The organism is Agrobacterium deltaense RV3, from assembly GCF_900013505.1.
GTDB classification, from domain to species: Bacteria; Pseudomonadota; Alphaproteobacteria; order Rhizobiales; family Rhizobiaceae; genus Agrobacterium; species Agrobacterium leguminum.
In genome coordinates this window covers 1,633,147-1,647,402 of sequence record NZ_LT009746.1, presented here as the reverse complement: position 1 = coordinate 1,647,402, position 14,256 = coordinate 1,633,147, and the positions used below count along the sequence as shown (strand labels likewise).

The window sequence follows — 14,256 nt, the reverse complement described above, 5'->3', positions numbered from 1 at the left end:
TATCGAAAACCGCCGCACGCGGGCCGATTTCGACAATCTCGCCGAGATACATCACCGCCACACGATGGCTGACACGCTCCACAACCGCCATGTCATGGCTGATGAACAGGAAAGCGAGGTTGAGGCTCTGTTGCAGGTCGAGCAGCAGGTTGCAGACCTGCGCCTTGATCGAGACATCGAGCGCGGACACCGCCTCGTCGGCAACGATGACCTTGGGGTCGAGCATCAGCGAGCGGGCAATGGCGATACGCTGGCGCTGTCCGCCGGAAAATTCGTGCGGGAAGCGCCGCATCATATCCGGGCTGAGGCCCACCTTCTCCAGAAGATCGGCCGCCTTTTCTCGGGCCTGCTGCTTGGTTCCGAGGAGATGCTCGATAAAGGGCTCCATGATCGCCGTGCCGATGCTCATGCGCGGATCGAGCGAGGCGAAGGGGTCCTGGAAGATCATCTGCACGCTGCGGCGCATGGTGCGCAGCGTCGTCTTGTCGAGCTTCAACACCTCGTAACCATCGAGCATGACATTGCCGGATGTCGGCTCGATCAGCCGGGTGATGGAGCGGCCCGTGGTGGACTTGCCGCAGCCCGATTCACCCACGAGAGACAGGGTTTCGCCCTCGGCGAGATCGAAGGAGACCTTTTCCACCGCATGCACGGCGCCGGATTTGCGGCCGAAAAGGCCGGTGCGGATATCGAAACGGGTGGTGAGGTCCTTGACCGAAAGAATGGGCGTGCGGCCGCCGGAGACCGTATCCTTCACCTCCGCGACGGGCTGGCTTTCGCCGGTCTTGATATCGATGATCGGGAAACGGGCCGGCAGCACCCTCTCCTTCATCGAGCCGAGCTTCGGCACCGCCGAAAGCAGCGCCCGCGTATAAGGATGGCGGCCGCGATGGAAGATGTCGTCGGTAGTGCCGGTTTCCACCACATCGCCGCGGAACATGACGATGGTGCGGTCCGAGACTTCCGCCACCACGCCCATATCATGGGTGATGAACAGGACCGACATGCCCTCCTCTTCCTGCAACGTCTTGATGAGGTCGAGAATCTGGCCCTGAATGGTCACATCGAGCGCCGTTGTCGGCTCGTCGGCGATCAGCAGCTTTGGTTTGGAGGCGAGCGCCATGGCGATCATCACGCGCTGGCGCATGCCGCCGGAAAACTGGTGCGGATAATCGTCGAAACGGTTCTTCGCATTGGGAATACGGACCTTCTCAAGCAGGCGGATGACCTCGGCGCGCGCGGCGGAAGAGGAAATATCCTGATGCACGGTCAGCGCCTCGGCGATCTGCTTGCCGATCGGGAAGATCGGGTTGAGGCTGGTCATCGGCTCCTGGAAGATCATCGAAATGTCCTTGCCGCGAACCTTGCGCATCTCCTCTTCCGGCAGCGCCAGCAGGTCGCGCCCCCCGAGCATGACCTTGCCTTCGATGCGGCTCGTCTTTTTATCGAGCAGCCGCATGATGGAGAGCGAGGTAACGCTCTTGCCGGAGCCGCTTTCGCCGACGATCGCCACCGTTTCGCGCGGCGCGATCTCGAAACTCATATTACGGACCACGGATTTCCAGCCGCCATCGACGCGGAAGGATGTGGTGAGATTTTGAACCGATAAAACCGGGCTTACCGAACCGCCGGTCTGTTCTATGGACGTTGCCGCCAAAAGCATGCCGATCTCCTGAAAAGCAAAAGGCGGCCATGAAGGCCGCCGGATGTCTTACGCAGCAAGTGCGGTTTCGGCCATCGAAACCCAGTAGCTGATGCCGTAAGGCAGCGCATCGTCGTTGAAATCATAGGCCGCATTGTGCAGCCCGGCGGTATCGCCATTGCCGATGAAGATGAAGGCGCCGGGGCGCGCTTCCAGCATATAGGAGAAATCCTCTGCCCCCATATGCGGGTTTGGATTGGTGTTGACGGCGTTCGCGCCGGCCACGCCCATCGCCACGCCGGTCGCGAATTCGGTCTCGTCACTGTGGTTGAAGGTGACGGGATAACCGCGATGATAATTCACCTCCACGGTGGCGCCATGCGCCATGGCGGTGGCGGTCGCCACTTCCTTCAGGCGCTTTTCGGCGAAATCGCGGGTTTCCGGCAAGAGCGTGCGCACCGTTCCCGTCAGCGTCACCGCACCGGGAATGACATTGACGGCGGTGCCGCCATGGGTGGTGGCGACGGTGACGACCAGAGATTTCAGCGGATCCGTCTCCCGCGAGACGATGGATTGCAGGGCGATGATGACATGCGCCGAGGTCAGCACCGGATCGATGGAAAGATGCGGGGCGGCCGCATGGCTGCCCTTGCCGGTGATGACGATTTCGAAACTATCCGCCGCCGCCATGGTCGATCCCTTGCGGATGGCGAAATTGCCGACCGGAATGCCCGGCTCGTTATGCATGCCATAGACCTGCGAAATGCCGAATTTCTCCATCATGCCATCGTTCAGCATGGCGAGCGCGCCAGCGCCGCCCTCTTCCGCCGGCTGGAAGATCACCGCTACGGAGCCCTTGAAATTGCGGGTCTCGGCCAGATATTGCGCCGCACCCAAAAGCATGGCGGTGTGCCCGTCATGACCGCAGGAATGGGCCTTGCCCGGCGTCTTCGAAGCCCAAGGCTTACCGCTCGTCTCAAGGATCGGCAGCGCGTCCATGTCGGAACGGAAACCGATGGTCGGGCCATCCCCGTGCCGGCCCTTGATGATGCCGACGACGCCGGTCTTGCCAATGCCGGTCTCGACGACGTCACAGCCGAAGGATTTCAGTTTTTCGGCCACGAATTTCGACGTTTCGAAGACATCGTAGAGCAGTTCCGGGTGTTCATGCAGATGGCGCCTCCAGCCGGCAACTTCTTCCTGCATTTCAGCCACACGGTTCAATATCGGCATTCTCTTTTTCCCTTTTTTTGTTCCCCGCCGGGTTGTCGGACGCCATATTGCGTTTGGAATTTCTCGTTTTGCAAGCATGAAATTTGCTGCATGAGCGAAAAATAGGCCCAAAACTGAATGGCTCAATTTTTGTTCATCAAAGGAACATTGGGACTTGCTTTTCAAAAAAACTGACAATAGCATCATCGGGAATGGAGGAATATTCCTTAGCAAAGTCAAATACTTAGAATAACAGACCTTGCACATGACGACGGGAAAAGCGTCAAACATTCAAACAGATAAAATCCAAAAAGGGGAAAACTACAATGAAGAAGCGCAGCGTTCTCTTTGCCAGCACGGTGGCGGCCATGGCCTTGGCAGGCTCTGCCGCCCATGCCGAGCGTGGCAGTGACGGCGAACTGAAAATCCTGTTCTGGCAAGCAGTATCGACACTTAATCCTTATCTTTCCGGTGGCACGAAGGAAGTCTACAGCTCGTCCATGGTGATTGAGCCGCTGGCGCGCTACGACGAAAAGGGCGAGCTGGTGCCGATGCTGGTCACCGAAATTCCGACGATCGACAATGGCGGCGTCGCGAAGGATTTGCTCAGCATGACCTGGAAGCTGAAAAGCGACGTGAAGTGGTCGGATGGCACGCCGTTCACCGCCGAGGACGTTATTTTCACCTGGAAATATTGCACCGCACCGGATGGCGGCTGCGCGCAGGCGGCGCAATATGAGGGCGTGAAGAATGTCGAGGCCGTCGACGCCCATACCGTCAAGGTCAGCTTCACCGAACCGAAACCTTACCCCTATTCCGCATTCGTCGGCGCACAGTCCCCGGTCATCCAGAAGAAGCAGTTTGAAAAATGCGTCGGCGCTGCCGCACCCGGCTGCACTTCCGCCAATTTCGGTCCCATCGGCACCGGCCCCTTCGTGGTCAAGGATTTCAAGCCGAATGACGTGATCAGCTTCGTCGCCAACACCAATTACCGCGACCCCGCCAAGCCCGCCTTCGCCACGGCGACCCTGAAGGGCGGCGGCGATGCCGCTTCCGCCGCGCGCGCCGTTCTTGAAACCGGCGAATTCGACTATGCCTGGAACATGCAGGTGGAGCCGGAAATCCTCGCGACCATGGTGGCCGCCGGTAAGGGCAAGCTTGAGACAGCCTTCGGCACCCAGGTCGAGCGTATCAATCTCAACTGGTACAATGCCGATCCTTCGCTGGGCGACAAGCGCTCCACCAAGCAGGCCGGCCCGCACCCGGCCCTTTCCGATCCCGCCGTGCGCCGTGCATTGTCGCTTGCCATCGACCGCGATGTCATCGACGAAGCGGGTTATGGCGAAGCGGGCAAGCCGACCTGCAACATCGTGCCGGCTCCGGAAGCCGTCGCTTCCACCAAGAATGACAGCTGGTGCCTGAAGCAGGATGTGGAAGGCGCAAACAAGCTGCTGGACGATGCCGGCTGGGTAAAGGGTGCAGACGGCATCCGCGCCAAGAATGGCGTGAAGCTCTCCTTCCTCTACCAGACCTCCACCAACTCGGTTCGCCAGGCCACGCAGGAACTGGTGAAGGACATGTGGTCGCAGATCGGCGTTGCCTCCGAACTGCGCAATGTCAGCGCTTCGGTCTTCTTCGGCGGCGACCCGGCAAGCCCGGATACCTTCCAGAAATTTTATGCGGACGTCGAAATGTACACCAACAATTTCGACGGCACGGACCCGGAAAAATATCTGGCGGAATGGCTGTGCGACAAGATCCCGGCCCCGGAAAACGGCTGGCAGGGCCAGAATATTCCGCGTTATTGCAACCCGGAATTCGACAAGCTGGTGGGTGAACTCTCCAAGACCGCCGAGCTTGCCAAGCGCGCGGAGATTTCCAAGCAGCTGAACGACATGCTGACGGAGGAAGGCGCGCATATTCCGCTCATCCACCGCGGCAGCGTTTCCTCGCATTCGCTGACGCTGGAAGGCGTTCGCATGAATGCCTGGGATTCGGAACTCTGGAACGTCGCGGACTGGTCCCGCAAGAAGTAACACGCGGATGCGCCGGCTTCTCCCCCCGGAGAGGCCGGCCTTCTGCATGCCCCTGGACCATGATCTGAAGACACATTTGCCGCGTTAAGGCGAAAACGCTCCCAATTTTCGTCCTGTCGCGCTCTGGGTCTGGAGAGTTTCAGATGTTTACCTTTACGCTCCGGCGGCTTGCCTTTGCCGTACCGACGCTGCTCGTCATCAGCTTCGTCATCTTCGCGCTGCTCGATCTTGCGCCGAACGACCCGACCGGCGACCTGCCGCTCACCATCCCGCCGGAAGTGCGCGAACAGATCCGCGCCTCGCTTGGCCTCGACCAGCCCTTCTTCATCCGCTATCTGATGTGGCTGCAGCAATTCTTCATCAACGAACCGCTGAACCTCATTGAAAGGCTGACCGGCTGGCAGATCGGCGATGGCAGCCGCATGCGGGTGCTTTCCTGGGCGACACGCAGCCCGGTGGTCGATCTCGTCATTCAGCGCATGCCGCAGACGCTGTGGGTGGTGGGCCTCGCCTATCTCTTCGGCGCGCTGCTGGCGATCCCGATCGGCGTCATCTCCGCCTATAAGCAATATTCGATCTTCGACCAGATCGGCACCTTCGTTTCGATGGTCGGTTATTCGGTGCCGACCTTCTTTACCGGCGTGCTGCTGGTCGTCATCTTCAGCTCCTACCTGCAATGGTTCCCGTCCGTTTACGACACCAACCTTCAGGTGACCGACTGGGGAAGTTTCGTGGCGCAGGTGAAGCAGATGTTCCTGCCGGTACTGGTGCTAACGCTCTACAATGTCTCGCAGATCAGCCGCTTCGTGCGCGCCTCCATGCTCGACAATCTGCATCAGGATTATGTGCGCACCGCGCGCGCCAAGGGCGTGAAGGAAAAATCCGTGCTGCTCATCCACGTGCTGCGCAACAGCCTGATCCCGGTGGTGACCGTGATTGCGCTCGGCGTGCCGACGATCTTTTCCGGCGCCATCATCACCGAGCAAATCTTCCGCGTGAACGGGCTTGGCCAATTGCTGATCACCGCCGTTCAGGGCGCGGATATTCCGCTGGTGCAGACGCTCACCTTCATTTTCGCGGTGCTTATCGTGCTCTTCAACCTGATTGCCGACGTGCTGTACGGCATTCTCGACCCGAGGATCCGCTATGACTGACGCCACCATCGCAGCGCCGACGGTTGCGGCCACCCCCACGCAATCCGCCCTTGCCGATATCTGGAAACAGTTCCGCGTTCACAAGGGCGGCGTGGCGGGCCTCTTCGTCTTCGTTTTCATCCTGCTGGCGGTCTATGTCGGCCCCTATATCCACACCGTTGCGCCCAACGCCATCAATGTGAAGGCGCGCAACCAGTGGCCGTCGCTCGCGCATCCCTTCGGCACCGATAATCTCGGCAAGGACATGCTGGCGCAGGTTCTGGCCGGCGGGCGCATTTCGCTTGCCGTCGGCATCACCGCCATGCTGCTGGCGCTGTTTCTCGGAACGCTGGTGGGCGTGCTGTCCGGCTATTTCCGCAGGCTCGACGGCCCGCTGATGCGGCTGACCGACCTGTTCCTGGCGCTGCCGCTCTTGCCGCTGCTGCTCGTCATCCTGATGCTGTTTCGCGATACGCTGCGCGCCGCCTTCGGGCCGGAAACCGGCATCTTCATCCTCATCGTCTTCGTGATCGGGATAACCAGCTGGATGCATACGGCCCGTATCGTGCGCGGCGATGTGCTGACGATCAAAAGCCAGGAATTCATCATGGCGGCGAAATCGAGCGGCATGCGCGAATACCGCATCATCCTCAGGCATATTCTGCCGAATGTGCTGAGCTCGATCATGGTCTCGGCCACGCTCGGCATCGCCGCCGCCATCATCACGGAATCCGCGCTGTCCTTCCTCGGCCTCGGCTTCCCCTCCGATTTCCCGACCTGGGGACGGCTGCTGTTCGACGGCGCCAATTTCCTGCAACTGACGCCCTCGCGCGTGCTGTGGCCGGGGCTGGCGATTTCGCTAACGGTTCTGAGTGTGAATTACATCGGTGATGCTGTGCGTGATGCGCTTGATCCAAGGGCGCTGAAGAGCTGAGCGCTCCCCTTCCCTCATCCCTGTGCTTGTCACAGGGATCCAGCCAGCCCAAGTCCTTGGGCTGAAAGAACTCTCCCCGCCGCGCAGACGCGCGTCGGCTGGATTCCTGTGACAAGCACAGGAATGAGGTTGAGGGGATGCCCCGGCACATAAAAAACGAACGTGCCCTAGTGGTAATTCACCTGCTCCGCCTCAAGAATGCTGTCGGCATCCAGCGCCGCAATCGGAATATCGCTGCGCGCCGGAATGTCGCCGGAAAGCTGAAGCGCGAGATACCGCCCGCAGCAGACCCGCAGGAACGAGGTGAAATTGCCCAGATCGTGCCCGGCATCGATCGATTCATTATAAAGCTTGGAGATCAGCTGCACGCTGTTCATGCCGTCGCGCCGCGCGATCTCGTCCAGCGTCGACCAGAAGAAGTTCTCAAGCCGCACGCTGGTGACCATGCCATCGATCCTGAGCGACCGCGTATGGCTTTCCCAAAGCGTCGGGTCTGCCTTGATGAAAAGCTTGCACATGGTTTCCTCCCTCACCACGCCTGAAAGATAGGCGGAAAACGGGGCCGGAAAAAGCCCCGTTTCGCAGGTCTTATTTGCCGAGCACGGCCATGAATTGCGAAAGCCAGGCCGGATGCGCCGGCCATGCGGGCGCCGTCACTAGCTTGCCGTCAGTAACGGCCGCATCGATGGCGATATCGGCATAGGTGCCGCCCGCCAGTTCCACTTCAGGGCGGCAGGCGGGATAGGCCGAGCAGGTGCGGCCCTTCAGGACGCCCGCAGCCGCCAGCAGTTGCGCACCATGGCAGACGGCGGCCACCGGCTTGTCGGCCTCGAAGAAATGTTTCACCGCAGAAAGCACATCCGCATTGAGCCGCAGATATTCCGGCGCGCGACCGCCCGGAATGACCAGCGCATCGTAATCCGCAACCTTGATATCGGCGAAGGTGGCGTTGAGCGCGAAATTATGGCCGCGTTTTTCCGAATAGGTCTGGTCGCCCTCGAAATCATGGATGGCCGTGGCAATGGTCTGGCCCGCCTTCTTGCCCGGGCAGACGGCATGCACCGTGTGGCCAACCGCGAGCAGCGTCTGGAACGGCACCATGGTCTCATAATCCTCGGCAAAATCGCCGGCGATCATCAAAATCTTCTTCGGCATGTCTGCTCCTCCCGTTTTCGAATGCCTTTGGGCACCCTAACAGGCGGGATCGAGATGCGGGTATTATGGCAATACTACAGGGTCGATAAAGCTGGGATCAGCGGGCCTGCGGCGGCTGCGGCCAGCGTCTCACACCACCGCCCCAATTCTCGAAGGCTTTTGAAAGCTTCAGCACGAACAAATCTTCGTAACGCGGCCCGACGATCTGCAAGCCGATGGGCATTCCCGATCTGGAGAAGCCACAATTGATCGAGGAGGCCGGCTGCTCCGACATGTTCCACGGCACCGTGAAGGCGATATGTTCGAAGGGCCGCTCGGGATCATTGGTGGGCGAGGCCCAGTCGGCCGGATAGGACACGATGGGATTGACGGGTGAAATCACCGCATCAACGAACTGCATCAACCGCCCGCAAGCCTTACGCATTTCCATGGTCTGGTTGAAACCGAAAACGGCGCGCGCGCCGGAAACATCCGCCCCCTTCTGCGCCCATTCATGAATATAGGGAAGGATCGCGGCGCGACGGTCCGCGCTCAGCGCCGTCATGTCGCCCCAGAACTTCGCCCGCCAGAAATCGTCCAGCCCATCCAGCATTTCCCGCGTCAACACCGGCTCGACCGGGATGACGATGGCGCCGGCCGCCTCGAACAGTTTCGCGGCGGAGAGCACGGCGTCGCGCACCTCTTCGTCCAGCGGCAGGCCGCAGCCGGCATCCAGCATCAGGCCGATTTTCAGGCCCTTCACATTAATATCGAGGTCCATCCAGTCGATATCGTTGGGCGGCAGCGCCGTGCCGTCGCGCCAGTCGGGGCGCGAAAGCGTCGCCATGGCATAGGCGGCGTCGGCAACGGTGCGGGTCATCGGTCCGGCGCAGCGGCCGGTATAATAGGGATCGACCGGGATGCGGCCCTGGCTTGGCTTGAAACCGAACAGGCCGGTCCACCCCGCCGGCAGCCGCACCGAGCCGCCAATATCCGTGCCGACATGCAGCGTGCCGTAACCCGCAGCCCCGGCCGAGGCCGCACCCGCGCTGGAGCCGCCGGGGTTCTGGGTGGGGTCCCACGGATTGCGGCTGAGCTTGTGGAAACTGGAAAGGCCGGAGGAAAGCATGCCGTAATCCGGGCAGGTCGTCTTGGCGTAAATAATCGCGCCATCCTCACGGCAGCGAGCGGCCACCGGCGCGTCCTCTACCGCGGGCACCAGTTCCACCGCCCTCGTGCCAAGCGGCACCGGATGGCCTTTCGTGGCGATCAATTCCTTCAACGAGACCGGAATGCCATCGAGGGCCCCGAGCGTTTCGCCTTTTTGCCAACGTTGCGTCGAGGCCAGCGCCTGCCTGCGTGCATCTTCCGGATCATAGGCGTAAAGCGCATTCACCACCGGTTCGAAAGCATCGATGCGCGCCTCCACCGCCTGCCAATATTCCGATGGCGAAAGCTTCCTCTCCCGGTAAAGCGCCAGGATTTCGAGCGTGTTGAGGTCTATGAGATCGGTCATGGCATCGTCTCGTCAGAAAAACAGGAAATGGGGGCGACAGCTTTTTTGAGCGGTCAGCTGGTATCGCGTGGGTCCAGCAGGTCGCGCAGGCCATCGCCGAGAAGATTGAGGCCGAAGACGGCGAGCGCAATCGCAAGGCCGGGCATGATGGCGAGCCAGGGCGCTGTGCCGAGATAGGTCTGGGCATCGGCCAGCATTCGTCCCCAGGTGGCGGCGGGCGGCGGCATGCCGAGACCGAGGAAAGAAAGGCCTGCTTCCGTCAATATCGCAAGGCCGAGCTGGATCGTCACCTGCACGATGATCTGGTTGGATATATTCGGCACGATGTGGAAAAGCGTGATCTTGGCGCGGTTCTGGCCGATGCTGGTGGCGGCGGTGACATATTCCCGCGACCATATCTGCAGCGCCGCCCCCAGCGTCAGCCGGGCAAAGACCGGCACCATGAAGGTGGCGATGGCGATGATGGCGGTAAAACGGCCCGTGCCGATGAAAGCGCCGAGCATCATCGCCGACAGGATGGGCGGAACGGCGAAGATGATGTCACAGATGCGCATGACCACGGTTTCGGTGAAACCGCGCAGCGCTGCAACCGCAACGCCAATGGTCGTGCCGATAAATGCGCCGATGGCGACGGCGGCGATGGAGGTGGACAGCGAGTTCCACGCACCGGCCATCAGCATCGACAGCACGTCGCGGCCGAAATGATCCGTGCCGAGGCCGCCATAAACCAAGGGCGATTTCAGCTTCTGGACGATCTGCATCTTGGTGGGGGACACGGGCGTCCAGACCAGAGACAGCAGGGCGACTGCGACCAGAAAGACCGTGACGGCGATGCCGACGGCAAAGGCGGGGCGGCGGCGGATCAATCGCATCATCGCGCACCTGCCCGCAGTCTGGGATCGATGAAAAGATAGGCGATATCGACAACGAAATTCATGACGATCACCAGCGCCGAGAAAAACAGCACGACGGATTGCATGACGACGATATCGCGCTGGGTCAGCGCCTGATAGGCAAGCCGGCCTAGACCCGGCAAGTTGAAGACATTTTCCACCAGCACCGCGCCGGCAATGAGGAAGGTGAATTGCAGGCCGATCATGGTGACGACAGGGATCATCGCATTCGGCACCGCATGGCGCCACAACGCCACCCGCTCGCTCAGACCCTTGGCGCGCGCGGTGCGCACGAAATCCTCATTCATCACTTCCAGCACGGCGGAGCGGCAGACGCGCGTAAGAACGCCGGCCTGCGACAGCGCCAGCGCCACCGCCGGAAGGATGAGCGCTGTAAGACCAGCTGAAAAGCTCGGCGTCCAGCCGGGAAAACCGCCGGCCGGCATCCAGCCGAGCGTGGTGGAAAAGACGATGATAAGCAGCAGGCCGACCCAGAAACCGGGCACGGCAATGCCCACATGCGAAAACAGCCCGGCCGCAAAATCCAGCGCGCCGTTACGGCTCCGCGCCGCCGCAACGCCGAGCGGAATGGCGATGGCCACCGAAAGGCAGACGGCCAGCAGCGCAAGCGGCAGGGTAACGGCCAGCCGCTCCAGGATCAGCCCCGCCACCGGCACGCCATAGGTATAGGATTGCCCGAGATCGCCATGAAACACACCGGCCAGCCAGTGGAGATAACGCAGCGGCAGCGGCTGATCGAGGCCCATCTGCTTCTGCAGCGCCGCGAGCGTATCGGGGCTCGCCGAGGTTCCGAGCATGATGGCGGCAGGATCGCCCGGCAGCAGGCCCATGACGACATAGATGATGAGGGAAACGGCAAACAGGGTGATGACGAGGCTTAAAAGACGCCGGATGAGGACGGCTAACATCTGGCATCTTCTCCTTGCTTTGTTTCGCCTGCGGTCGAAGGTCCAGTTATCTCTCTCCCGTCATTCCGGCCCTGAGCCGGAATCCAGCCGACGCGCGTCTGCGCGGCGGAGAGAGCCCTTTCAGCCCAAGGACTTGGGCTGGCTGGATGCCGGATCAAGTCCGGCATGACGGAAGAAACGGCTATCGACAAACGTCACTCTTCCCAATGCACATCCGTCAGCACATTCGAGGGAATGGGCTCGTTTTCCCAGAGCCCCTTCACCTTCCTGTCCCAGACGCCGAGTTTCGGCATGACGAAAAGATAAAGGGCGGGTACATCTTCCGCGAGGATTTTCTGGGCTTCGCCATAGAGCTTTTCCTGCGCGCCGGCATCCGCCGTCTTTTCGACATTCGCCACGACCTCGTTGAAGGCCGGGTTCTTGTAATTGAAATAATAGGGGTCGCGCGCGTAGATATCGATATCCATCGGCTCGGCATGGGCAACGATGGTCATGTCGTAATCCGCGCCTTTAAGAACATCCGCCACCCATTTCGCCGGAAACTCGGTGGTCTCGATGGTCATGGTCACGCCGATTTCGGCAAACATCGCCTGCAGGATTTGCGAGGTGCGCTGGGCATAGGCCATTTGCGGGGCTTTGATGGTGAAGCTGAAACCATCCGGATAACCGGCTTCGGCAAGCAGCGCCTTGGCCTTGTCGATATCGTAAGGATGTACCCCGGTCGTATCGATATAGCCGCGGTCATTCGGCGTGTAATGGCTGCCGATGGCCGTGCCGAAGCCGGACCAGGCGCCTTCAATGACAGTGCCGCGATCCACCGCCATCATCAGCGCCTGACGCACGCGCTTGTCATCGAAGGGCTTGCGGGCGTTGTTCATGCCCGCCACGACCTTCAACTCCGTATTGCCGACGAAGGTGCCGAGGCGCGCGTCGCCATCGAAGGAGGTCATCAGTTCAGGTGCGCCGAATTCCGGGAAGGCATCGATATCGCCGGATTTCAGTGCGGCGGCCTGCGCCTGCGGATCGGAGACGAAACGGAAGGTCGCCTTGTCGAGCTTTACCGCCACGGCCTTGTCCCAATAGGCGTCGTTCTTCTGCAACTCGACCTTGTCGCCCTTGGCCCAGGCCACGAATTTGAACGGGCCGGTACCGACAGGAGTGGTGCGGTTATTCTCGGCGCTTTTCGGCGCCACCATCACGGAGGCCGGCCAGCCGAGCCAGTAGAGGAGGCTGCCGGCCGGCTGCTTCAGCGTCAGCACCAGCGTTGCGGCATCCGGCGTCTCTATACTGTCGATGGCGGCGAAGAAGCGTTTCTGCGGATTGACCGAGCTTTCGCCACGCGCCCGATCCAGCGAAAATTTCGCGACAGAGGAATCGAAGGTCTCGCCATCATGGAAGGTCACGCCCTTGCGCAGCTTGAACGTATAGGTTTTGCCATCAGGGGAAATTTCCCAGCTTTCGGCAAGCTGCGGCTTCACCTTGCCTTCGCGGTCGATCTTCACCAGACCTTCGAAGACATTCTGCCAGGTGACCTGGCCGATGGCGACGGGGGCGGCGATGGTCGGATCAAGACCGGCCGGCTCCACCGCCATGCCAAGCGTCAGCGCGGTTTTCGCCGCGGCTTCGGCAACCGTTGCCGAAAGCGGCAGCCAGAGCGCCGTGCCCAATGCAAGGGTCAACGCGGTACGGCGCGAAAGCGTTGCCGCCTGCGAAAGATAAGTGCGTGGCATCATTGTCCCCTGTCTGGCGGCCGGGGCATTTTTGCCCTTCCGAAGACCGCCCGTTGCAAAAAGAGTGTCATGTTGCAGGCGCACACACAATCTCGATTTTTGTGTGCTCCGTGTAGCTGAAATGGCTACACGGAAATGCGGATAGAAATCAACCTTCCGGGCGGAAAGACCAAACCGTTCCGCTTATCCCGCCGTCGCCTCGCGCATGAAACGCTCGATAAAATCGGCAAGCTTGGAGGCGGCGAAGGACAATTGCCGGTCGGGCGCGACACAGAGATCGATCTGGGTATGGATACCCTTCTTGCCGGAGAGCGGAACGGCGACCATCTGCCCGCTGCGGATTTCCCGCGCCACCGAAAGCGCCGGCAAAAGCGTGGCGGCGGCGTGGCCCAGTACCAGCTCCTTCAGCATTTCCAAAGAGCTGGTGATGAAGACGGGATCAAGCTCGATGCCCGCATCGGCAAACAGCGTGTCGAAAGCCTGACGCGCCGCGAAACTCTTGTCCGGCAAAGCAAGCGGCAGGCTGGCCAGCTCTTTGAGCGAGACTTCCGTCTGCCCGGCAAGCGCATGACCGGCGGGGAAGATGGCGTCGTAGCTGATGCGGGTGCGAGAGCGCACTTTCACGCCGGAAAGCTTCGGCGCGAACAGGCTGACGACCAGATCGGCTTCCGCAGCACCCAGCGCCTCCATTGCCTGGCGGGCGCTAGTAATATGCACCTCGAAGCGCAGTTTTGGATATTTCAGGCTGAACTGCGCCAGCACCGGCGCCAGAAGGTTCGCCACCGTCGCACCATTGGCATAGACCGTGACCCGGCCGCGCTGGAGGCCCTTCAGATCGTCGATCAGCTGATGCACATGGTCGAGTTCCCGCAACGTCTTGCCGGCGCGGGCAGCGAGCAGCTCTCCCGCAGCCGTCAGTTTCACGCCCCGGCTGGAACGCTCCACCAGCGGCGAGCCGAAATAATATTCGAGGTTCTCGATCTGCCGGCTCACCGCTGTCGGCGCGACATTCAGGTTTTCCGCCGCGGCGCGCATGGAATTGGTGCGGACCAGTTCGTCGAAATACATCAGGGCGCGCAGTTGCATCGTCTGGATAC

12 protein-coding genes are annotated in these 14,256 nt (G+C 60.9%); 3 read left to right on the top strand and 9 right to left on the bottom strand.

Going from position 1 to position 14,256, the window contains the following annotated elements; all coding sequences use genetic code 11:
• Positions 1 to 1,663 (bottom strand): ABC transporter ATP-binding protein (locus AGR7B_RS21915; protein ID WP_080857878.1); only part of this gene is annotated, 1,663 nt, incomplete at its 3' end.
• A 48-nt stretch (positions 1,664 to 1,711) separates the two neighbouring features.
• Entirely contained in the window at positions 1,712 to 2,875 is a 1,164-nt protein-coding gene (locus AGR7B_RS21910) for a M20 aminoacylase family protein (RefSeq protein ID WP_080857877.1), read from the bottom strand.
• Positions 2,876 to 3,180: 305 nt separating this feature from the next.
• On the opposite strand from AGR7B_RS21910, the gene AGR7B_RS21905 reads away from it, so the two are divergent.
• From AGR7B_RS21905 to AGR7B_RS21895, 3 genes are all read left to right on the top strand, one after another.
• The gene (locus tag AGR7B_RS21905; RefSeq protein WP_065655297.1) at positions 3,181 to 4,890 is read left to right on the top strand and encodes a peptide ABC transporter substrate-binding protein; all 1,710 of its coding nucleotides are present in this window, start codon (positions 3,181 to 3,183) and stop codon (positions 4,888 to 4,890) included.
• A 143-nt stretch (positions 4,891 to 5,033) separates the two neighbouring features.
• Positions 5,034 to 6,044 (top strand): ABC transporter permease, encoded by a 1,011-nt coding sequence (locus tag AGR7B_RS21900; protein ID WP_020813216.1) that lies wholly within the window; start codon positions 5,034 to 5,036, stop codon positions 6,042 to 6,044.
• On the top strand, positions 6,037 to 6,957 hold the full coding sequence (locus AGR7B_RS21895) for an ABC transporter permease (RefSeq protein ID WP_003523158.1): 921 nt from the start codon (positions 6,037 to 6,039) through the stop codon (positions 6,955 to 6,957). The genes AGR7B_RS21900 and AGR7B_RS21895 overlap by 8 nt, the downstream gene beginning before the upstream one ends.
• A gap of 167 nt (positions 6,958 to 7,124) precedes the next feature.
• Here AGR7B_RS21895 and AGR7B_RS21890 read toward each other — a convergent pair whose 3' ends face one another.
• From AGR7B_RS21890 to AGR7B_RS21860, 7 genes are all read right to left on the bottom strand, one after another.
• Positions 7,125 to 7,475: a ribbon-helix-helix domain-containing protein gene (locus tag AGR7B_RS21890; protein ID WP_080857876.1), complete on the bottom strand. Its 351-nt coding sequence runs from the start codon at positions 7,473 to 7,475 to the stop codon at positions 7,125 to 7,127.
• Between the two features lie 70 nt (positions 7,476 to 7,545).
• Positions 7,546 to 8,112 carry a DJ-1/PfpI family protein gene (locus AGR7B_RS21885; protein ID WP_003523156.1) on the bottom strand — a complete coding sequence of 189 codons (567 nt, stop codon included), beginning with the start codon at positions 8,110 to 8,112 and terminating at the stop codon, positions 7,546 to 7,548.
• 97 nt (positions 8,113 to 8,209) lie between these two features.
• Complete coding sequence (locus tag AGR7B_RS21880) at positions 8,210 to 9,607, bottom strand: amidase (protein WP_080857875.1); 1,398 nt, start codon at positions 9,605 to 9,607, stop codon at positions 8,210 to 8,212.
• A 53-nt stretch (positions 9,608 to 9,660) separates the two neighbouring features.
• Positions 9,661 to 10,482, bottom strand: coding sequence for an ABC transporter permease (locus AGR7B_RS21875; protein WP_162934226.1), 822 nt, complete (start codon positions 10,480 to 10,482; stop codon positions 9,661 to 9,663).
• Positions 10,479 to 11,429: an ABC transporter permease gene (locus tag AGR7B_RS21870; RefSeq protein ID WP_059760891.1), complete on the bottom strand. Its 951-nt coding sequence runs from the start codon at positions 11,427 to 11,429 to the stop codon at positions 10,479 to 10,481. Before AGR7B_RS21870 ends, AGR7B_RS21875 begins: the two co-directional genes overlap by 4 nt.
• 194 nt (positions 11,430 to 11,623) lie before the next feature.
• Positions 11,624 to 13,159: an ABC transporter substrate-binding protein gene (locus tag AGR7B_RS21865; protein ID WP_080858208.1), complete on the bottom strand. Its 1,536-nt coding sequence runs from the start codon at positions 13,157 to 13,159 to the stop codon at positions 11,624 to 11,626.
• A 183-nt stretch (positions 13,160 to 13,342) separates the two neighbouring features.
• The gene (locus tag AGR7B_RS21860; protein ID WP_080857874.1) at positions 13,343 to 14,245 is read right to left on the bottom strand and encodes a LysR family transcriptional regulator; all 903 of its coding nucleotides are present in this window, start codon (positions 14,243 to 14,245) and stop codon (positions 13,343 to 13,345) included.
• Positions 14,246 to 14,256: the final 11 nt, after the last annotated feature.